This window comes from Brevundimonas sp. (assembly GCF_046295775.1).
Taxonomy (GTDB): domain Bacteria; phylum Pseudomonadota; class Alphaproteobacteria; order Caulobacterales; family Caulobacteraceae; genus Brevundimonas.
Genome location: NZ_JBKBML010000008.1, coordinates 93444 through 115149, shown reverse-complemented (window position 1 = coordinate 115149; position 21706 = coordinate 93444). Strand labels below are relative to the sequence as shown.

The window sequence follows — 21706 nt, the reverse complement described above, 5'->3', positions numbered from 1 at the left end:
CGCTCGCGACGGCGGTGACCAGCTTGGCGCCGTGCTTGGCGATGCCTTCGGCCTCGTACTTGCCGCCGACCATGAAGCCCGAGATGTTCTGCAGGAACAGCAGCGGAATCTTGCGCTTGCAAGCCAGTTCGATGAAGTGCGCGCCCTTCTGGGCGCTCTCGGAAAACAGCACGCCGTTGTTGGCCAGGATGGCGACCGGCTGGCCCCAGATGCGGGCGAAGCCGCAGACCAGGCTGGTTCCGTAAAGCGCCTTGAACTCGTCCAGCTCGGAGCCGTCCACGATTCGGGCGATGACCTCGCGCACGTCGTAGGGAGCGCGCACGTCGTCCGGGATCAGGCCGTACAGCTCCTCCGGGTCGAACAGCGGCGCGCGCGGCTCGCGCACATCCAGAGGCTGGGGCTTGATGGTGTTCAGATTGGCGACGATGGAGCGCACGATTTCCAGCGCATGTTCGTCGTTCTCGGCCACGTGGTCGACCACGCCTGAGCGGCGGCCGTGGGTCTCGGCGCCGCCCAGCTCCTCGGCCGAGATGACCTCGCCGGTCGCGGCCTTCACCAGCGGCGGGCCGGCCAGGAAGATGGTGCCCTGATTGCGCACGATCACCGTCTCGTCCGACATGGCCGGCACATAGGCCCCGCCGGCTGTGCAACTGCCCATGACACAGGCGATCTGGGGAATTTCGGCGGCGCTCATCCGCGCCTGATTGAAGAAGATGCGCCCGAAGTGGTCGCGGTCGGGAAAGACCTCGGCCTGATGCGGCAGATTGGCCCCGCCGGAATCGACCAGATAGACGCATGGCAGGCGGTTCTGCTCGGCGATTTCCTGGGCGCGCAGGTGCTTCTTGACCGTTAGCGGGAAGTAGGCCCCGCCCTTCACCGTGGGGTCGTTGCAAACGATCATGACCTCGCGGCCCGAGACCCGGCCAACGCCGCAGATCATGCCGGCGCCGGGCGCCTCGTCGCCGTACAAGCTGTTGGCGGCCAGCTGGCCGACCTCCAGGAAGGGCGAGCCGGGGTCCAGCAGGCGCTCGACCCGATCGCGCGGCAGCAGCTTGCCGCGCGAGACATGGCGCTCACGCGATTTTTCCGGACCGCCTAGCGCGGCCTTGGCGATCTTGTCCCTCAGCTCCTGGGCCAGGGCGCGATTGTGGGCGTCCAGGGCCTTGAAGCCGGGGCTGGAGCGGTCGAGGGCGGAGGTCAGACGAGGCATGGCCAAGGTCTAGCGAAGCCCGCCCCTCGCGAGAAGAAAAAACGCCCCGGAGACAGTGCTCCGGGGCGTCGATTTGCGAAGTTGAAGCCTGATCTACACGATCCTGCCGGACGCCAGCACCGCCAGCAGCAACAGGGCCACGATGTTGGTGATCTTGATCATCGGGTTCACCGCCGGACCGGCCGTGTCCTTGTAGGGATCGCCCACGGTGTCGCCGGTCACGGCGGCCTTGTGCGCCTCCGACCCCTTGGCGTGGACTTCGCCGTTCTTGTCGGTGAAGCCTTCCTCGATGACCTTCTTGGCGTTGTCCCAGGCCCCGCCGCCCGAGGTCATGGAGACCGCGACGAACAGGCCCGTGACGATCACCCCCATCAGCATGGCGCCCAGTGCGGCGAACGCGTTGGCCTTGTCCGGTTGGATAAACAGCACCGCCACGAACAACACGATCGGCGACAGCACCGGCAGAAGCGACGGCACGACCATCTCCCGGATCGCGGCGGAGGTCAGAATGTCGACCGCCTTGCCGTATTCGGGCTTGGTCTCATAGGTCATGATGCCCGGGTTCTCGCGGAACTGGCGACGCACCTCGGCCACGACGGATTCGGCCGCGCGGCCCACCGCCATCATCGACATTCCGCCGAACAGGAAGGGCAGCAGCCCCCCGAACAGCAGGCCGACGACGACGTACGGATTGGTCAGACCGAAGTCGATCGGTCCCATGCCCGCGAAGAAGGGATAGGCCTCGGCGTTGGAGGCGAAGTACTCCAGGTCCGAGGTGTAGGCCGCGAACAGCACCAGCGCCCCAAGGCCCGCCGAACCGATGGCGTAGCCCTTGGTCACGGCCTTGGTGGTGTTGCCCACCGCGTCCAGGGCGTCGGTCGAGTGACGCACGTCGGCCGGCAGGCCCGCCATTTCGGCGATGCCGCCGGCGTTGTCGGTGACCGGACCAAAGGCGTCCAGCGCCACAATCATGCCCGCCACGCCCAGCATGGTCGTGGTGGCGATGGCGATGCCGAACAGGCCGGCCAGTTGGAAGCTGGCGATGATGCCGACAATGATCGTCAGCGCCGGCAGGGCGGTCGACTCCAGCGAGACGGCCAGGCCCTGGATGACGTTGGTGCCATGGCCCGACACCGAGGCGTTGGCCACCGACCGCACCGGGCGGAAGTTCGAGCCGGTGTAGTATTCGGTGATCACCACGATCGCTGCGGTGACCGCCAGGCCGACGACGCCGGACCAGAACAGGCTCATGGGCGTGATCGCCAGGCCGTTGGCCGTTTCGACAACGCCCGGAACCAGGCTGTTGATCACCCACCAGACGGCGCCGACCGACAGCACGCCCGTCACGATCAGCCCCTGATATAGGGCGCCCATGATGTTGTTCTTCTTGCCCAGGCGCACGAAGAAGGTGCCGATGATGGAGGTCACGATGCAGATGCCGCAGATCGCCAGCGGCAGCAGCATCATCGCCTCGGCCACGCCGGGATCGTTGCGGAAGAAGATGGCGGCCAGGACCATGGTGGCGACCGTGGTCACCGCATAGGTCTCGAACAGGTCAGCGGCCATGCCGGCGCAGTCGCCGACGTTGTCGCCCACATTGTCGGCGATGGTGGCGGCGTTGCGGGGATCATCCTCGGGAATGCCGGCCTCGACCTTGCCCACCATGTCGCCACCCACGTCGGCGCCCTTGGTGAAGATGCCGCCGCCCAGCCGCGCGAAGATCGATATCAGCGAAGCGCCGAAGCCCAGAGCCACCAGGCCGTCGATGACCTCGCGGCCCACACGGTCCAGGCCCATGAACTCGGTCAGCACGGCGTAGTAGCCGGCTACGCCCAGAAGCGCGCCGCCCGCCACGAACATGCCGGTGATGGCGCCCGAGCGAAACGCCAGGTCCAGCCCGCCGGCCAGGCTCTTGGACGCCGCCTGGGCGGTGCGGACGTTCGCCCTGACCGAGATCAGCATGCCCGCGAAGCCCGCCGCGCCGGACAGGACCGCGCCGATCAGGAAGCCGACCGCCGCATAGGTCCCGATAAGAAAAAAGGCCGCGATGAGAATCACGACCCCGACCATTCCAATCGTCATGTACTGCCGCCGCAGATAGGCGGAGGCGCCTTCTTGGATCGCCGCGGCGATCTCTCTCATCTTGTCGTTGCCGGCGTCGGCCTTCAGCAGAGCGGCGGTCTGGACGGCGCCGTACAGCACCCCCAGCGCGCCGGCCGCGATGACCAGCCAAAGATAGTTCGTCATGGCGTTTCCAAGCCCTCGTGCAAAAACGCACGGATCCTTGGCGCGGCGGGCGTTATCGCCTCTGTCCGCCTTCCGGTCCCCCCGTGCGGTACGGACGCGACCGTGCGTCCCGCGGGAATTGCGGCGGAACCGTGCCATAGCGCGACATGAGGACGCAACCGCCCCTGAACAGGGTTATCCGCCCGTGCGGACTCCGGTGCGGCGGCGCGGGGTCTGCGAGACGATCTCGGCGCGCGTCACCGCCCCGCGCCCGCCGGCCGCCACGCCCGCACGAACGATGGCCGCCGCGAGGGCGCGCTCGTTCAGCCGGGTCCAGTCTCCGGGTACGGTGAAGGGCGTGCGATGCGCCGCCTTGACCACGGCGTCGCGGATGTACGGCTCCTTGAGCCGCATCTGTTCGACGGTCTTGCCCCCGCCCAGATGCAGGCGAATCGCCACGAAGACGTAGTTCCGGATGCGGCCGTCCTCGATCACCGGCAGACCGACGCCTGCGACGTTGAGCACCGGCGCGCCCTCGGGGGCCTTCTTGTCGCCAGCGAGCGCCGGGCCGGCGGCCAGGGCGGCGCCGGAGACGGCGGTCAGGGCGAGCAGGGCGCGGCGATCCATGCCCCACCTCATACCAGCGCGGCGTTGACGAAGCCTTGCTACTCGGCGGCTAGGGCAGCGGCGCGTTCGGCGTTCAGCCGGCGCGTCAAGCCCGCGTGCTGGTCCCACAGCGCTTGGGGCAGGCGATCACCGAACCTCGCGTAGAAGTCCGGGATCAGCGCGGCTTCCTCGGTCCAGATCTCGGCGTCCACGTCCAGCAGCGTCGCCAGCGCCTCGTCCGACATATCCAACCCATCCAGGTCCAGCGCGTCGCGCGTAGGCGTGCGGCCCACCGGCGTGTCCAGCGCCTCGGCCTCGCCGTCGATGCGTTCGGCGATCCACTTCAGCACGCGGGCGTTGTCGCCGAAGCCCGGCCAGACGAACTGGCCGTCTTGGTCCTTGCGGAACCAGTTGACGAAGAAGATGCGCGGCAGTTTCGCCGGGTCCCTGCCCTCGCCCATCTTCAGCCAGTGGGCGAAGTAGTCGCCCATGTTGTAGCCGCAGAACGGCAGCATGGCGAAGGGATCGCGCCGCAACTCGCCCACCTTGTTCTCAGCCGCTGCGGTGCCTTCCGACGCCACGGTCGAGCCCATGAAGACGCCGTGCTCCCAGTCGAAGGCCTCGGTCACCAGCGGCACGGCCGAAGCCCGCCGGCCGCCGAACAGGATGGCGTCGATCGGCACCCCCTTGGGGTCTTCCCACTCGGGGGCGATGGCGGGGCATTGGCCGGCGGGAGCGGCGAAGCGGGCGTTCGGATGCGCTGCGGGCTCGCCCGACGCGGGGTCGTGGGCCACGCCCTTCCAGTTGGTCAGGCCCTCGGGCGCCGTCTTGGACAGGCCCTCCCACCACACATCGCCGTCGGCGGTCAGGGCGGTGTTGGTGAAGATGGTGTTGGAGTTCAGCGTGGCCAGGGCGTTCTGGTTGGTGTTGCGGCTGGTGCCCGGCGCGACGCCGAAGAAGCCGGCCTCCGGATTGACCGCGTACAGCCGGCCGTCGTCGCCGAAGCGCATCCAGGCGATGTCGTCGCCCACCGTCTCGGCCTTCCAGCCGTCGAGGCTGGGCTGAAGCATGGCCAGGTTGGTCTTGCCGCAGGCCGAGGGGAAGGCGGCGGCGACATACTTCTGGCGGCCCTTAGGATCCGTCAGCTTCAGGATCAGCATGTGCTCGGCCAGCCAGCCCTCGTCGCGGGCCATGATCGAGGCGATGCGCAGGGCGTAGCATTTCTTGCCCAACAGGGCGTTGCCACCATAACCCGAGCCGTAGGACCAGATCTCGCGCGTCTCGGGGAAGTGGACGATCCACTTGTCGTCGTTGCACGGCCAGGCCACGTCGGCCTGCCCCTCGGCCAGCGGCGCGCCCAGGGTGTGGATCGCCGGCACGAAGACGCCGTCGTCGCTCAACTGCTCCAGGGCGGCGGCGCCCATGCGGGTCATCACCCCCATCGACACGGCGACATAGCCGCTGTCGGTGATCTCGACGCCCAGGGCGCTGATCTCGGACCCCAGCGGGCCCATGCAGAAGGGCACGACGTACATCGTCCGCCCGGCCATGCAGCCGTCGAACAGACCGTCCAGACGCGCGCGCATCTCGGTCGGTTCGGCCCAGTTGTTGGTCGGGCCGGCGTCGGCCTCGTTTTCCGGGCAGATGAAGGTGCGACTCTCGACGCGGGCCACGTCGCGCGGGTCCGAGGCGGCGTAGTAGCAGCCAGGGCGCTTGGTCTGATCGAGCGGCTTCAGCGTGCCCTTCTCGACCAGATCGGCGATGATCGTCGCCTTCTCGGCCTCCGAACCGTCGCACCAGTGGACCCGCGCGGGCTTGGTCAGAGCCGCGATGCGGCCGACCCATTCGATCAGACCGGCATGGCGAGTGGGCGCGGGCGACAGCCCGGGAATCGAGTCGATGGAAGTCACCTGAACGCTCCTGAACCTCATGGCGACCGGCGATCTGACGCCCCGTGTCGCAAAAGACCTTTGCGTCTCCGATTCCGGATCACGCAATGTTTCAGGGCCAATGACACCCGAGGCGACGCCGCGTCAACCGACGCAAGAATTCGCCCTGCAAGGGGAGTTGGAGAAGGGATTCAGGCAATTTCACCTCAGTCATCACCCACGCATCCCCGCGAAGGCGGGGATGCGCGGGGTCAGGACAGCATGACCCACGTGCATTTTCGCTCTAGGTCGGTGCAATGATCTTTTCGAGCCCTCCGCCCGACGCCCGCTTCTCGCCTGCCGCTGAGCGAAACACTCGGCCTATCCTTGAGGTGTTGCGGGCGCACCTGCCGGCCGAGGGCAGCGTGCTTGAGATCGCAGCCGGCACGGGCCAGCACGCCTGCGCCTTCGCGCTGGCTCTGCCCGGCCTGGACTGGACGCCCAGCGACCCCGATCCCGAAGCGCGCGCCAGCATCGCGGCCTGGCGCGGCGTGGCGGACGCGGCGAATCTGCGCGAGCCGCTTGCGCTGGATGTCAGGGAACGACAGTCGTGGCCCGACCGGCAGTGGTCAGCCATCGTCTGCATCAACATGGTGCACATCAGCCCGTGGGCGGCCACGGAAGCGCTGATGGAGATGGCGGGGCGCACTCTGGCACTCGCTGGCCTTCTGGCCCTGTACGGCCCCTATCGCGAAGCCGACACGCCGCTAGCTGAGTCGAACACCGCCTTCGACAAGAGCCTGAAGGCGCGAGACCCGGCCTGGGGTCTGAGAGACCGCGACGACGTGATCGCCCAGGCCAAGGTCCACGGCCTGGCCTTCACCCTGCGAAAGGCCCTGCCGGCCAACAACTTGATGCTGCTGTTCCGGCGGGCCTGACGTTCAGACGGATTAGCTGATCGCGCCGACCACGGCCGCGAGCTGGGCGCGGTCATTCATCAGGGCGACCTTGCCGTTGTGGAAGGCGGCGCCTTCGGCTTCGGCGGACACTTCAAGACGATCGGCGACCATGGCCACCGCGTCGCCAAAGGCCAGGATCGGCAGGTCCTTGGCGCGCGCCGCGTCGACCAGCGACAGCACAGCCGCCATGGAGGCTTCATCGGTCGAGCCGCCCGGCACGACCAGACCCTTCACAGCGCCGCTGGTGATGTCGGAAACGGTGGCGGTCGGCAGCACGGTCACGCCGCTGGCGCTCAGGCTGGCGTCGCCGGTGGACATAGGGGCCAGAGAGACGCCTTCGCCGCGCAACGCGGGCTCCATGTCTCCCAGCGGGCCGAAATCCATGTCGCGCCGCATGACCAGACCCATGCGAAGGCGGGTCGGAACGGGGCGGTTATAGCCGGTGCGGGAACGGGGGCCGGATGATGCGTTGCGTTGAGCGTACAAGACGTCTCCTTCGAGGGTTGTCGATCAGTATTTGACCATCCGATCATCAGAGATCGGACGAAGACCAAGCGAACTGTCTCGAAAACGAGAGGCGGCGCGTCTCGGCCGAAACCGGACGCGAACTCGACCGGTTCGCTGGAATGGTGGGGATATAGGGGGAATAACACCCGATTTCAACGCCGGCCTGACCGAGATAGTGTCAATGATCTCATAGCTGCGGGCTCTTGCGGCGACGGGTCGCCGGACCGTACACAACCGCCCGCACGGGAACCCGACCATGGCCTTCATCCGCACCTACGACGGCGACGAGCCGGTGCGCCTCAACAAGTGGCTGGGTCAGTCCGGCGTCTGCTCTCGTCGCGAGGCGGAAGCCCTTATCGCCGCCGGGCTGGTCTCCATCGACGGCGAGACGGTCACCGATGCCGGGCGCAAGATCAGCGCCGGCCAGACCCTGACCCTCAGCGACAGCGCCCAGCAGGCCCTGGCCGAAGGCGTCACCATCGTGATGCACAAGCCGCTGGGCTATGTCTCGGGCCAGCCCGAGCTGGACAAAATTCCGGCCGTGCGCCTGCTGACTGCCGAAAACCTGATCGGACCGGGCGAGCCGCCGGCGCGCGACGCCTCCCTGCCCCCGATCGGCCGGCTGGACCTGGATTCGCGCGGCTTGCTGCTGCTGTCATCGGACGGCGTGGTCGCCAAGGCGGTGATCGGCCCTCAGTCGGACCTGGAGAAAGAATATTTGGTCCGCGTCGCCGGCGACGTCACCGAAAAGGCTCTGGCCACCCTGCGCTACGGTCTGATGCTGGACGGGCGGGTGCTGCGCCGCGCCCGCGTCAGCCGTATGGATCCGCACCGCCTCCGCTTCATTCTTAAGGAAGGCCGCAACCGCCAGATCCGCCGGATGTGCGAGATGGTGGGCCTGGAGGTCACCGACCTGCTGCGCATCCGCATCGGGCCGATCCGTCTGGACAATATGCCCGAGGGACGCTGGCGCCTGCTGACGCCGGACGAGCGCACGGCCCTGACGCAGCCCCTTCCCGCCCCGTCGCCCCGGTCGTAAGGCAGACCCATGAGCCTGCGCCCCCTGTTCGTCACCCAGGTCTATGAGGCTTCCCTCGCGTCCGGCCGAGGTTTCGAAACCTTCAACGCGGGCCTGATCGACGCCTGTCGAATGCTGGCCGAAGAAGATCAGGCCGGCCGCCGCTGGTGCCGCGCGAACGGCTATCGCGGCTACACCTCCTACGGCTCGCTGACCGACCTGCCTCAGCGCATGCCCGAGTTCGCGGAGCTGAAGCGACACCTGGACAAGCACGCCGCCGCCTACGCCGCCCTGCTGAACTTCGATCTGGCGCGCAAGCCGCGGCTGGACAATCTGTGGGTCAACATCCTCAAGCCCGGAGGCGGCCACACCGGTCATATCCATCCTCACGCCTTCCTGAGCGGCACGGTCTATGTCGACGTCCCCGACGGCGCTTCGGCGCTGAAGCTGGAAGACCCCCGTCTGCCGATGATGATGGCCCGTCCCAGCGTCCACGGCGACGCCCCGGAGGCCGAACGCCCGTTCGTCTATCTGACCCCCCAGGCGGGCACGGTCCTGATGTGGGAAAGCTGGCTGCGCCACGAAGTCCCGACCAACGCCGCCCGCGCCGACCGTATCTCGATCAGCTTCAACTACGCCTGACGCCTTCAAACCGCCCCGGCGGGGCGCTACCGGTTTGCCCATCCGGCGCGCAATCGCTACATCCCGCGCCAACCTCCGCATTCGATCAGACGACAGGGCGCACCGCACCTCATGGCGCAGCAATACATTTTCCAGATGCAGGGCCTGACCAAGGCCTTTCCCGGCGGCAAAAAGATCTTCGAGAACATCTGGCTCAGCTTCTACAACGACGCCAAGATCGGCGTTGTCGGGGTCAACGGCTCGGGTAAATCGACCCTGCTGAAGATCATGGCCGGCCTGGACAAGGAGTTCACCGGCGAGGCCAAGGCCGCCGACGGCATCAAGCGCGGTTATCTGGAGCAGGAGCCCAAGCTCGACGACAGCCTGAACGTGCGCCAGAATGTCGAGGCCTGGTGCGAAGAAAAGCAGTGGGTCAACCGGTTCAACGCCATCGCCATGGAGATGGCCGAGGAATACTCCGACGAGCTTATGGAGGAGATGACCGCCCTCCAGGAGAAGATCGACGCCGGCGACGTTTGGGACATCGACAGCCGCATCGAAATGGCGATGGACGCCCTGCGCTGCCCGCCCGACGACTGGGAAGTCACCAACCTGTCGGGTGGTGAGAAGCGCCGCGTGGCCCTGGCCCGCCTGTTGCTTTCGAAGCCCGACATGCTGCTGATGGACGAACCGACCAACCACCTGGACGCCGAGTCGGTCGCCTGGCTGCAGCATCACCTGGAGAACTTCCCGGGCTGCGTCATCCTGGTGACCCACGACCGCTACTTCCTGGACCAAGTGACCAAGTGGACGCTGGAGCTGGATCGCGGCAAGGGCCACCCGCACGAGGGCAACTACTCCTCGTGGCTGGAAGCCAAGCAGAAGCGCGTGGTTCAGGAGCAGTCGGAATCCGAAGCCCGCCAGCGCGCCCTCACCCGCGAACTGGAATGGGTCCGTTCGGGCGCCAAGGCCCGACAGGCCAAGTCCAAGGCCCGTCTGGCCGCCTATGAGCGGATGGTCGACGAGCAGGAAAGCATGCGCGGCGCCCAGACCCATGCCCACATCCAGATTCCGCCCGGCCCCCGCCTGGGCAATGTGGTGCTGGAGGTCGAGGGCCTGCAGAAGTCCTACGGCGACAAGCTGCTGTTCGACAATCTGACCTTCAAGCTGCCGCCCAACGGCATCGTCGGCGTCATCGGCCCCAACGGCGCCGGCAAGTCGACCATGTTCAAGCTGATCACCGGCCAGGAAACGCCCGACGGCGGCTCCATCAAGGTCGGCGAGACGGTCAAGCTGGCCTATGTCGACCAGTCGCGCGACGACCTGAAGCCCGACGAGACCATCTGGCAGGCCATCTCGGGCGGCACCGACGTGATGATGGTCGGCAAGCGCGAGATCAACACGCGCGCCTATGTCGGCAGCTTCAACTTCAAGGGCGGCGACCAGCAGAAGAAGGTCGGCCAGCTGTCGGGCGGTGAGCGCAACCGCGTCCACCTGGCCAAGACTCTGGCGTCCGGCGGAAACCTGATCCTGCTCGACGAACCGACCAACGACCTGGATATCGAGACGCTGCAGAACCTGGAAGAGGCGCTCGAGCAGTTCGCCGGCTGCGCCGTGGTCATCTCCCACGACCGCTGGTTCCTGGACCGCCTGGCCACCCACATCCTGGCCTTCGAGGGCGACAGCCACGTCGAATGGTTCGAGGGCAACTTCGAGGCCTATGAGGAAGACAAGAAGCGTCGCCTCGGCACCGACGCCCTGATCCCGCACCGGATCAAGTTCCAGAAGTTCGGACGCTGATCCCGACACGCTGACAGAACGGCCTTCCGACACAGTCGGGAGGCCGTTTTTCTTTGGGCCGACGTGGGCTAGTCTTCGTTCATGACCCAACGCCCCGCCGTCCTGATCATGCAGCGGCATCTGGCGCCGCTGACCGGCTTTCTGGAAAGCCAGTACGATGTCTATCGCTTCTGGGAAGGCCCGCCGGTCGAGGCTCGGGACGACATCCGCGCCCTGATCGTGGCGGGCGAGTTCGAACTGGACAAGGCGCTGGTAGAACGGCTGCCAAAGCTGTCGCTGATCGCCTGTTTCACCTCGGGTTATGACGGCATCGACGTGGCTTGGTGCCGCGCGCGCGGGCTGGAGGTCACCCATGCGCCCGGCGTGAACCACGAGGATGTGGCGGACCACGCCCTGGGCCTGATCCTGGGTTCTCGCCGCGCGATCGTCAGCGGCGACCGCGCCCTGCGCGCCGGCGGCTGGACGCCGGAAAGCAAGAGCCTGAGCCCATCGCTGGCGGGCCAGAAACTGGGCGTCGTCGGCCTGGGCGGCATCGGCGAGGCCGTGGCCCTGAGGGCGCAAGCCTGTCGCATGGCGGTGTCGTGGTGGGGCCCGCGCGAAAAGCCGGATGCGGCCTGGCCCAAGGCCGCCAGCCTGCTGGACCTGGCCCGCGACAGCGACGTGCTGGTCGTCGCCTGCAAGGCCGACGAGACCAATCGCGGTCTGATTTCGCGCGAGGTTATCGAGGCGCTGGGGCCCGACGGCCTGCTGGTGAACGTCGCGCGCGGACAGTTGGTGGACGAGGACGCCCTGATCGCAGCCCTGAAGGCCGGTCGTCTGGGCGCGGCCGCGCTGGACGTGTTCGAGACCGAGCCGACCGATCCCGACTGCTGGGCCGATGTGCCCAACACGGTGCTGACCCCGCACACGGGCGGCGCGACGACGGCGGGCGTCCAGGGCATGCTCATGCTGATGCTTCAGAATCTGGCCGCCCATTTCGCCGGAGAACCGGTCAGAACCCCGGCTGCATAGGCAGTTTCTGCTTGCATAATCATATAAGGATATCCTTATATGATCGAATGACCCTGAGCGCCGAACAGACGGTTGAAGCCCTGCGTGCGGCCGGCGAGCCGACCCGCCTTCGCGTCCTGTCTCTCCTCGCCGCCGAGGAGCTTTCGGTCATGGAGCTGTCCAGCGTGCTGGAGCAGAGCCAGCCCCGGGTCTCGCGTCACCTGAAGCTGATGGCGGACGCCGGTCTGATCGAGCGCTTCCCCGACGGCGCGCGGGTCTACTACCGCCTGTCGCACGACGCCTTGCTGCGCGGTCTGATCGACACGGTGCTGGACCTTCTGGACGACGCCGCGGGCGAGGCCGACCACCGCCGGCTGGAGTTGGTCCGAAAGGACCGCGAGCAGGCCGCCACGGCCTATTTCGAACAGGTCGCGCCCCAGTGGGACCGCCTGCGCTCCCTCTACGTCAGCGAAAGCGCGGTCGAGGCCGCGCTGGAGCGCGCCGCCGGGCCCGGACCTTTCGAACGGGTCGTGGACCTGGGGACGGGTTCCGGCCGGATGCTGACCCTGTTCGGCAAGAAGGCGAAAATGGCCGTCGGCCTCGACCTCAGCCAGAACATGCTGAACATCGCCAGGGCCAATGTCTCCAAGGCCGGGCTGGACAAGGTCGAGCTGCGCCACGGCGACATCTTCGCCACCCGCCTGCCGGCCCAGAGCGCCGATCTGGTCGTGGTGCACCAGGTGCTGCACTACCTGGCCGACCCGGCCTCCGCCGTCGCCGAGGCGGCGCGGCTGGTGTCGCCGGGCGGACGGCTGCTGATCGTGGATTTCGCCCCGCACGATTTCGAGCACATGCGCGAGGCGCACCAGCATCGCCGGCTGGGCTTCGCCGACGCCGAGATCGCCGACTGGCTGGCCGACGCGGGCCTGACGTCGTCGGCGCCGATCGCCCTGCCGCCCGACAAGGAGGGGCTGACCGTCACCGTCTGGACGGGCGAACGTCCGGCCGTCGCCCAACGCAGGAGCGCCTGATGACCTCCCTGGCCCAGGCCCGCGCCCTGTTGCTGTCGCCGCTCGGCCCTGTGGCGCGCGCAGGCTCGAACCACGACGCCGTGCGCGTCTCCTTCGAGTTCTTCCCGCCCAAGACCGACGAGGCCGAGGCCAATCTGTGGAAGGCGATCCGGCGGCTGGAGCCCCTGAACCCGGCCTTCGTCTCGGTCACCTACGGCGCCGGCGGGTCGACACGCGAGCGCACGCACCGCACCGTTCAGCGGATCATCGCCGAGACCGCGCTTCGCCCCGCCGCTCACCTGACCTGCGTGGAAGCCAGCCGCGACGAGGTGGACGAGGTCATCGCGGGCTACAAGGCCATCGGCGTCGATCACATCGTCGCCCTGCGCGGCGATCCACCGGGCGGGGCTGGCATCGGCGGCGTCTATCGGCCCCGCAACGACGGCTACGCCAACGCCACCGAACTGACCCGAGCGATCAGCCGCGCAGGCGGGTTCGACATCACAGTCGGCGTCTATCCCGAACAGCATCCCGAGAGCCCCTCCATCGATCACGACATCGATGTGCTGAAGGCCAAGGTGGACGCCGGGGCGACCCGCGCGGTCAGCCAGTTCTTCTTCGACATCGACGCCTTTCTGCGGTTCCGCGACCGCGTTCGGGCGGCGGGCGTGACCATTCCGCTGATCCCCGGCGTGATGCCGGTGTCCAACTTCGCCGGCCTGACGCGCATGTGCGGCGCGTGCGGGGCCAGCATCCCCGACTGGCTCAAGGCGCATTTCGACGGGCTGGACGATGACTCCGAGACCCGCAAGCTGCTGGCCGCCTCGGTCGCCGCCGAGACCTGCGCGCGGCTGCAGGAAGAGGGCTTCTCCGACTTCCACTTCTACACCCTGAACCGGGCGGATCTGGTCTACGCCATCTGCCGGGTTCTGGGGGTGCGCGAAACCAAGGCGGCCGCCTAGATGACGTCTCCCCTCACCCGCCCCGAGCGGATCGCCGCCCTGCACGCGGCGGCCAAGGCGCGCATTCTCGTTCTGGACGGCAGCTGGGGCGTGATGATCCAGCGGCGCGGTCTGGAAGAGGTCGATTTCCGCGGCGATCGCTTCACGGCCACAAACGGCTATGACGAAAAGGAGCAGATGAAGGGGAACAACGACATCCTCTGCATCACCCGCCCCGACATCATCGCCGACCTGCATGACCAGTATTTCGAGGCCGGCGCCGACATCAGCGAGACCAACACCTTCTCGGCCACCACCATCGCCCAGGACGACTACCGCCTGGACGCCCAGGTCGTGTGGGACATCAACCTGGAAGGCGCCAAGCTCGCCCGCGCCTCGGCCGACCGCTGGACGGCGAAGGAGCCGCACAAGCCGCGCTTCGCCGCCGGTTCGATCGGCCCGCTGAACAAGATGCTGTCCATGTCGTCGGACGTGAACGACCCCGGCGCGCGGCTGGTCACCTTCGATCAGGTCTATGAGGCCTATCGCCATCAGGTGAAGGCCCTCAACGAGGGCGGCGTCGACCTGTATCTGATCGAGACCATCACCGACACGCTGAACTGCAAGGCCTGCATCAAGGCGATCAAGGATCTGGAGGACGAGGGGCTGGAGCCCCTGCCCATCTGGATCTCGGGCACCATCACCGACCGCTCGGGCCGCACGCTCTCGGGCCAGACGGCCGAAGCCTTCTGGAACAGCGTACGCCACGCCAAGCCGTTCGCCGTCGGCTTTAACTGCGCCTTGGGCGCCGATCTGATGCGCCCCTTCATCGCCGAACTGAGCCGCGTCGCCGACACCCTGGTCGCCGCCTACCCCAACGCCGGCCTGCCCAACGCCATGGGCCAGTATGACGAACAGCCCCACGAGACTGCCCACTTCATCGAGGAATGGGCCGCGTCGGGCCTGGTCAACATCGTCGGCGGCTGCTGCGGCACGACGCCGGACCACATCAGGCACGTGGCGGAAGAGGTCGGCCCGCTGAAGCCCCGAGCCATTCCAGAGCGTCCCGTGGCGATGCGCCTATCCGGCCTGGAGCCCTTTGAGTTGGTGGCATGACGTCGTCGTTAAACTACTTTCGTCGGGAAGCCGAAGCCCTCGCCGAAGCTATTGGATCCGTTCGCCCAGAAGGCGATGGGCTCGAAATCCGCATCCCGGCAGGCGGAGACGACCTCGAAATCGAGATCCAAGGCGGGTTCGTGTCTGTCAGTTGGCAAGCAATCTTCATTGAAGATGCGACCCCAAAGACCCGGCAGGAAGCGGATCTGCTTTTGGCAGTCTGCGACGCGGTGCTTGCGGGACGGGCACGGTCCGCTCGTTCCAAGGCGACCGCGATGCTGACCACGCGAGGTTACTCTAGCATTTGGAGCGCCCCGTGACAAAACCCGCGTTCAACTTCGCCGACCCGGACTTCGTCGCCAAATACATCGAGAAGGGGCCGCGCGCCTTCATGCCCGGCCAGCCCGGCGTGCTGCAGATGGCGGGCATCCTGCTGGGCGAGCGCGTGCCCGACGACGGCCATGTGCTGGTCGTGGGTGCTGGCGGTGGGCTGGATACCCAGGCCCTGGCCAAGGCCAGCCCCGGCTGGCGCTTCACCGGCGTCGATCCAGCCGGCAAGATGCTCGACCTCGCCCGGCATATCCTGGGCGAAGAGACGATGGCTCGCGTAGAGCTGATCGAGGGCGGCGTCGAGGCTGCGCCGGACGGTCCGTTCGATGGCGCGACGATGATCCTGGTGCTGGGCATCCTGCCGGACGACGGAGCCAAGCTGGCGACGCTGAAGGCCATTCGCCGCCGCCTGAAGACGGGCGCGCCCTTCGTTCTGGTCGATCGGTGCGACCGGGCGGACAATCCCCAGTTCGACCGCAACATGGACCGCTACGTCGCCTTTGCAGCGGCGAACGGCGTCGATCCAGAGACGCTGAAGAACGCCCGCGCCAGCCATCGCGGCAACCCGGGCATGGTCCCGGCCGAACGCGACGAGGTGCTGCTGGCGGAAGCGGGCTTCGCCGACATCGAGCACTTCTATCACGCCATGAACTGGCACGGCTGGGTGGCGTACGCGTGAGACCTGTCTTCATCAACGTCGGCGAACGCACCAACGTCACCGGCTCGGCCAAGTTCAGGAAGCTGGTGGTCGAGGGCGACTACGCCGCCGCCCTGAACGTCGCCCGCCAGCAGGTCGAGGCGGGCGCACAGATCATCGACGTTAACATGGACGAGGGCCTGCTAGACGGCGTCGTCGCCATGCGGACCTTCCTGAACCTGATCGCGGCCGAGCCCGACATCGCCCGCGTGCCGGTGATGATCGACAGCTCCAAATGGGAGGTGATCGAAGCGGGCCTGAAGTGCGTTCAGGGCAAGCCGATCGTGAACTCGATCTCGATGAAGTCGGGCGAGGCCGAGTTTCGCGAGCAGGCCGTCAAGTGCCTGCGCTACGGCGCCGCCGTCGTGGTCATGGCCTTCGACGAGGTGGGTCAGGCCGACACCGCCGCCCGCAAAATCGAGATCTGCACCCGCGCCTACAACATCCTGGTCAACGAGGTCGGTTTCCCGCCCGAGGACATCATCTTCGATCCCAACATCTTCGCCGTGGCGACGGGGATCGAGGAGCACGACAACTACGCGGTGGACTTCATCGAGGCGGTGAAGGTCATCAAGGCCACCCTGCCCTACGCCCGCGTCTCGGGGGGCGTGTCGAACGTCAGCTTCAGCTTCCGCGGCAACGAGCCCGTGCGCCGGGCGATCCACAGCGTCTTCCTGTACCACGCCATCAACGCGGGCATGGACATGGGCATCGTGAACGCCGGCGACCTGCCCGTCTATGACGACATCGACCCGGTGCTGAGGGAAGCCGTCGAGGACGTGATCCTGAACCGCCCGCAGCGGACCAATGTCTCCAACACCGAGCGGCTGGTGGACATGGCGCCCGGATACAAGTGCGAGAAGGGCGCGGCCAAGGTCGTGGACCTGAAGTGGCGCGAACAACCGGTCGGCAAGCGGATCGAACACGCCCTGGTCAACGGCATCACCGAATTCATCGAGGCCGACACCGAAGAGGCTCGCCTGGCGTCCGAACGCCCCTTGCACGTCATTGAAGGCCCGCTGATGGACGGCATGAACGTGGTCGGCGACCTGTTCGGCTCGGGCAAGATGTTCCTGCCGCAGGTGGTGAAGTCCGCCCGCGTGATGAAGCAGGCCGTGGCCTGGCTGGAACCCTTCATGGAGGCCGAGAAGGCCGGCAAGCCGCGCGAACAGGCCGGCCGCATCTTGATGGCCACGGTCAAGGGCGACGTCCACGACATCGGCAAGAACATCGTCGGCGTCGTGCTGCAGTGTAACAACTACGAGGTCATAGACCTGGGCGTCATGGTCCCGGCCGACCGCATCCTGGACGCCGCCGTCGAGCACAAGGTCGACATCATCGGCCTGTCCGGCCTCATCACGCCCTCGCTGGACGAGATGGTCTTCGTCGGCGCCGAGATGGAGCGGCGCGGCTTCGACATTCCGCTGCTGATCGGCGGCGCCACCACCAGCCGCACCCATACGGCGGTCAAGATCGAGCCCGCCTACGCCCGAGGCTCCACCACCTATGTCGTGGACGCCAGCCGCGCCGTCGGCGTGGTCTCGGGCCTGCTGTCGCCCACGGAAAAGGCTCGGAACGAGGCCGCCACGCGCGACGAATACATCCGCATCCGCGAGCAGTACGCGCGGGGCCAGGAGGTCAAGGCGCGGGCGTCCCTGCCCCAGGCCCGCGACAACCGCTTCCAGCTCGATCCGGCCCAACCTCGCCCCGGCAAGCCGGCCTTCATCGGCGTGCGCGCCTTCGACGCCTGGGACCTGCAGGACCTGGCCGACCACATCGATTGGACGCCCTTCTTCGCCAGCTGGGAGTTGATCGGCCGCTACCCCCTGATCCTGGACGACGAGATCGTCGGCGAGGCCGCGCGCGACCTGTTCATGGACGCCCAGGCGATGCTGAAACAGATTGTCGCCGAGAAGTGGTTCACCGCCAAAGGCGTCGTCGGCTTCTGGCCCGCTAGAGCGACAGGCGATGACATAGCCGTATTCGCCGACGAGAGCCGCAGCGAAGAGATCGCCCGCTTCCACACCCTGCGCCAGCAGATCAAGAAGTCGAACGGCAAGCCGAACCTGGCCCTGTCGGACTTCGTCGCCGAAGACGATCAGGACTACATCGGCGCCTTCGCCGTCACGGCCGGCCACGGCGAGCTGGAGATCGCCAAGCGGTTCAAGGACGCCGGCGACGACTATTCCGCCATCATGGCCACCGCCCTGGCCGACCGCCTGGCCGAGGCCTTCGCCGAGCGGCTGCACAAGCAAGTGCGGACTCAGCTGTGGGGCTATGCGCCCGACGAAGCGACCAGCGTCGACGACCTGATCGCCGAGAAATACCAGGGAATCCGCCCCGCCCCCGGATATCCGGCCCAGCCCGATCACACTGAAAAGGCGACGCTGTTCCGCCTGCTGAACGCCGGCGCCAACGCCGGCATGGCCCTGACCCAAAGCTTCGCCATGACGCCCCCGGCCTCGGTGTCAGGCCTCTATTTCGGCCATCCGGGCAGCCACTATTTCGGCGTCGGCAAGATCGACCGCGACCAGGTCCAGGACTACGCCGCCCGCAAGGGCTGGGACCTCGCCACCGCCGAACGCTGGCTGGCTCCCATCCTGAACTACGACCCGCAGGCGGCGCGCCGCGAACCGGCGGCCTAAGGGCCGGCGCGCCGCGGCGGCCGTCCACCACGCGTCCCTAACAACACAAAAGAAAAGGGCGGCGGTCCGAAGACCGCCGCCCCAATCCTGTCGGTAAACCGTCGCTTAGAAGCGGGCGGTCAAGCCGATCGAGTAACGACGACCCAGGGTGTCGTAGGTCGACGGGTCGGTGTTGGCCTGAACGCCCGGGGCATAAACCGGCGGTTGCTCGTCGGTGATGTTGTTCACCGTCGCACGCAGACTGACGGTGTCGTTCAGGTTCCAGCTGGCCAGGATGTCGAAGTAATCCTTGGAGGGGATTTCGTTCGCCGTTCCAAACTGGGTCATGCCGTCGATGTAGCGCCAGCGAGCGCCCAGCGAGACAGGACCATAGGCCCAGTTGATCGACGTCAGCGACTTCCATTCCGGGAAGGTGTTGCCGAACACGCTGTCGATCGTGTCGGTCCGGTCGATGAACGGACCGCCTGCGACGTCCTGACGCTCGAATCCTTCAAGCCAGCCAACGACGACGTTGAAGTCCAGCGTGCCCCAATCCGGGGCGCCGATGTCGGCCAGCACCAGACGCCAATCGACCTGCAGATCGACCCCGGACGTCTTCAGCGTGGCCAGGTTGGCCTGCAGTTCCTGCGCATTGACGACGTTGCCGGAAAGCGGGTCACGCTGGAACAGCTGGCAGAAGCCGTTGTTCGGGTCGTAGGTCGGGTTTTGCCCTTGGGCGTTAAAGCAGCCTTGCAGCTGGGTCGACGCCGCGACGGTGCCGATCACGTCCTTGATCTCGATGTTGTAATAATCGATCGAGGCCGAAATGCCCGACAGCCAGGGGTTCTGATACGGCGAGGTCAGAACCAAGCCGACATTGTACGAGTCCGAGGTTTCTTCGAACAGGTTCGGGTTGCCGCCCGACACGCCTTGGACCTGGTTGTTGGTGAACTGGTAGCTGTCGACGGCGCCAGCCGAGATGCCCTGCGCGATACACAGCGCACGAACCTGAGCCGCATTGGGCCCGTTCCGGTATGAGCTGCGAATGTCGCAAGGATCGCCGCCCAGGCCGGTGGCCGACACGGAGCCGATCGCGGGGAAGTTGGCGCCCCCGGCGGCGAACAGTTCGCCGATCGACGGCGCGCGGACGGCGCGCTGATAGCCGCCACGCAGGCGCAGCACGTCAAACATCTGCCAGTCGAGGTCGGCCTTGTAAGCCTCGGTGAAGCCGACAGTGTTGTAGTCCGACAGACGGTAGCCGAGGTTCAGATCAAGCTGCTGCACGAAGGGCAGATCGGCCAGGATCGGCACCAGGAATTCGGCGAAGTATTCGACCGAGTTGACCGAACCGAACAGCGCCGGCGAGGCGTTGAAGCCCGCGATTTCGGTTCCGCCGGTCGTGCCGCCGTCGGGACGGGTCACGACGGGATTGGTGCGCGCCAGCGACGCATCGGGACGGAACGCATAGTCCGTGCCGCGGTACTGAATGCCTGCCGCGAAACGCACGTCGCCGGCGGGCAGCTCGAACAGGCTGCCTTGCAGCGACGCCTCGACGATGTCCTGCTCCTGGACAGAGACGTTCTGCGAGGTCCGGCCGATGTAGGCCTGGCAAGCAGCCGAGAGATTGGCCTGGCCGACAAAGTCGAAGCCGCCGGCGCAGATCGACGCGCCGCCGTCCGCGGCGTCCAGCAGGGTCTGGACCGACGAACGCGACACGTTGCCGGTCTGGATCGTGATCTGCTCGCTGCGACCGCGCTGGGCGTAGATGTCATAGGTCCAGTCGCGCAGCCCGCGCAGCTTGCCGCGCACGCCGAAGGTCGCCTGATAGACGCTGTAGTCGTACTGGGCGTTGCGGCCGCCCAGGTCGGTGAAGCGGTAGTCCAGACGGAAAGAACCCGCCGGGTTAGGCCGCGCGTTCAAGAAGGCGCGCAGCTGCGGCGTGATGAAGGGGTTGGTCGAGGGCACGCGGAAGCCCGTAGGTCCCGCCGCAGGCGTCGCCGCCAGCTCTTGCGCCACGCTGTATTCCGAGAAGATGAACTCGCCATACAGTTCGACGTCGTCGTTCACGTCATAGGAAACGGAGCTGTAGGCGTTCCAGGCGTCAAGCGGGAGCTGCAGGTAGTTCAGCGGGCCGGTGTTGTAGAGGAAGTCCGGAGAGCGGTCGGCGAAGCCGTCGAAGTCGATGCCGCCCGGGCTCTGGAAGTTGCGGCGGCCGACATAGCTGAACAGCGATCCGTCATTGTTGAAGCCGAAGCTGCCGGTGTTGGCGATACAGGGCGCGGTCGCGTTCTGCGGCGTGGCGCAGATGGTCGGCGTGCCGAACACGCCGTTGACGAAGGCCTGGTTGGGGGCGTTGTTCGCATCGAACACCGTGTTGCCCAGCGGCGAGGCGCCAGAAGCGCCCGACACGGATGAAAACTCGCGGTCGGCGTTGAAGATCAGACCGCGCGTGGCGCGACCGACGGAGAAGACGGCGTGGCCGCGGTCATCCGCGAACCGGCTGCCCAGCGCGATCGAATAGCTTTCGGTATCGCCGTCGCTACGGTCGGTGATGCCATACTGGGCGTCCATGCGGACGCCCTCGAAGCGGGTGTCCAGGATGAAGTTGGCCACGCCGGCCACGGCGTCCGAGCCGTAAGCGGCCGAGGCGCCGCCCGAGATGACTTCGACGTTGCGGATCAAGGCGGTCGGCAGGACGTTCAGGTCGACGGCGCCGCCAGAGTTCGGCGAGATCAGTCGGCGGCCGTTGACCAGCACCAGGGTGCGGTTGGTGCCCAGGCCGCGCAGGTTGACGTTGGCCTGACCGCCGTTCGACGGGTTGTTCGAGGTCTGGTTCACCGAGGGCACGAACTGCGGCAGATCGTTGACGAGCGCGTCGATCGTCACCGCCCCTGTCGCTTGGAAGTCTTCCTGCGACACGGTCACGATCGGGCTAGCGGACTGATAGTCCTGACGCGTGATGCGCGAGCCGGTGACGACGATGTCGCTGACCTGAGCGGTTTGCTCCTCAGTGGGAGCTTCCTGAAGCGGCGCAACCTGGGCCGCCGCCATGCCGGGCGTGAACGCGACGGCCGCCAGGGCGCCGCCGATGAATGTCGTCTGCAGTAGACGCTGTCGCGTGGTGCGAATGGTCACGCCATTCCCTCCTGTCAAAATTCACCTCGGCAGTTCCCCGAGGCAATT

The 21706-nt window shown here is 66.9% G+C and carries 17 protein-coding genes; 11 read left to right on the top strand and 6 right to left on the bottom strand.

Annotated elements, in window-relative coordinates; all coding sequences use genetic code 11:
* The 4 genes from ACK4I0_RS07235 to ACK4I0_RS07220 form a co-directional block, all read right to left on the bottom strand.
* Positions 1–1210, bottom strand: a 1210-nt coding sequence (locus ACK4I0_RS07235; RefSeq protein WP_409609451.1) for a carboxyl transferase domain-containing protein, incomplete at its 3' end; no start/stop codon positions are given.
* A gap of 93 nt (positions 1211–1303) precedes the next feature.
* Complete coding sequence (locus ACK4I0_RS07230) at positions 1304–3457, bottom strand: sodium-translocating pyrophosphatase (RefSeq protein ID WP_409609449.1); 2154 nt, start codon at positions 3455–3457, stop codon at positions 1304–1306.
* A gap of 174 nt (positions 3458–3631) precedes the next feature.
* The gene (locus ACK4I0_RS07225; protein WP_409609447.1) at positions 3632–4063 is read right to left on the bottom strand and encodes a hypothetical protein; all 432 of its coding nucleotides are present in this window, start codon (positions 4061–4063) and stop codon (positions 3632–3634) included.
* 38 nt (positions 4064–4101) lie between these two features.
* Positions 4102–5973, bottom strand: coding sequence for a phosphoenolpyruvate carboxykinase (GTP) (locus tag ACK4I0_RS07220; protein ID WP_409609446.1), 1872 nt, complete (start codon positions 5971–5973; stop codon positions 4102–4104).
* Positions 5974–6227: 254 nt separating this feature from the next.
* Here ACK4I0_RS07220 and ACK4I0_RS07215 point away from each other — a divergent pair, with 254 nt between their 5' ends.
* A complete protein-coding gene (locus tag ACK4I0_RS07215) occupies positions 6228–6848 on the top strand; it encodes a DUF938 domain-containing protein (protein ID WP_409609444.1) in 621 nt (206 codons plus the stop codon).
* Positions 6849–6860: 12 nt separating this feature from the next.
* Here the strand turns inward: ACK4I0_RS07215 and ACK4I0_RS07210 are convergent, their stop codons facing one another.
* A complete protein-coding gene (locus ACK4I0_RS07210) occupies positions 6861–7355 on the bottom strand; it encodes a hypothetical protein (protein ID WP_409609442.1) in 495 nt (164 codons plus the stop codon).
* 277 nt (positions 7356–7632) lie between these two features.
* Here ACK4I0_RS07210 and ACK4I0_RS07205 point away from each other — a divergent pair, with 277 nt between their 5' ends.
* From ACK4I0_RS07205 to metH, 10 genes are all read left to right on the top strand, one after another.
* Positions 7633–8415: a pseudouridine synthase gene (locus tag ACK4I0_RS07205; RefSeq protein ID WP_409609440.1), complete on the top strand. Its 783-nt coding sequence runs from the start codon at positions 7633–7635 to the stop codon at positions 8413–8415.
* A gap of 9 nt (positions 8416–8424) precedes the next feature.
* On the top strand, positions 8425–9036 hold the full coding sequence (locus tag ACK4I0_RS07200) for a TIGR02466 family protein (protein ID WP_409609438.1): 612 nt from the start codon (positions 8425–8427) through the stop codon (positions 9034–9036).
* A gap of 111 nt (positions 9037–9147) precedes the next feature.
* Positions 9148–10815: an energy-dependent translational throttle protein EttA gene (ettA, locus tag ACK4I0_RS07195; protein WP_409609436.1), complete on the top strand. Its 1668-nt coding sequence runs from the start codon at positions 9148–9150 to the stop codon at positions 10813–10815.
* An 81-nt stretch (positions 10816–10896) separates the two neighbouring features.
* Positions 10897–11826, top strand: coding sequence for a 2-hydroxyacid dehydrogenase (locus ACK4I0_RS07190; protein ID WP_409609434.1), 930 nt, complete (start codon positions 10897–10899; stop codon positions 11824–11826).
* A gap of 47 nt (positions 11827–11873) precedes the next feature.
* Entirely contained in the window at positions 11874–12836 is a 963-nt protein-coding gene (locus ACK4I0_RS07185) for an ArsR/SmtB family transcription factor (protein ID WP_409609432.1), read from the top strand.
* Positions 12836–13777 (top strand): methylenetetrahydrofolate reductase [NAD(P)H], encoded by a 942-nt coding sequence (metF, locus tag ACK4I0_RS07180; RefSeq protein WP_409609430.1) that lies wholly within the window; start codon positions 12836–12838, stop codon positions 13775–13777. The genes ACK4I0_RS07185 and metF overlap by 1 nt, the downstream gene beginning before the upstream one ends.
* Positions 13778–14872, top strand: a complete 1095-nt coding sequence (locus ACK4I0_RS07175) for a homocysteine S-methyltransferase family protein (RefSeq protein ID WP_409609428.1) — start codon at positions 13778–13780, stop codon at positions 14870–14872.
* Positions 14869–15192, top strand: a complete 324-nt coding sequence (locus ACK4I0_RS07170) for a hypothetical protein (RefSeq protein ID WP_409609426.1) — start codon at positions 14869–14871, stop codon at positions 15190–15192. The genes ACK4I0_RS07175 and ACK4I0_RS07170 overlap by 4 nt, the downstream gene beginning before the upstream one ends.
* The gene (locus tag ACK4I0_RS07165) at positions 15189–15881 is read left to right on the top strand and encodes a class I SAM-dependent methyltransferase (protein WP_409609424.1); all 693 of its coding nucleotides are present in this window, start codon (positions 15189–15191) and stop codon (positions 15879–15881) included. The genes ACK4I0_RS07170 and ACK4I0_RS07165 overlap by 4 nt, the downstream gene beginning before the upstream one ends.
* On the top strand, positions 15878–18544 hold the full coding sequence (gene metH / locus ACK4I0_RS07160) for a methionine synthase (protein WP_409609422.1): 2667 nt from the start codon (positions 15878–15880) through the stop codon (positions 18542–18544). The genes ACK4I0_RS07165 and metH overlap by 4 nt, the downstream gene beginning before the upstream one ends.
* A 105-nt stretch (positions 18545–18649) precedes the next feature.
* On the opposite strand, the gene ACK4I0_RS07155 is transcribed toward metH, so the two are convergent.
* Positions 18650–21658, bottom strand: coding sequence for a TonB-dependent receptor domain-containing protein (locus tag ACK4I0_RS07155; protein ID WP_409609420.1), 3009 nt, complete (start codon positions 21656–21658; stop codon positions 18650–18652).
* Between the last annotated feature and the right edge of the window lie 48 nt (positions 21659–21706).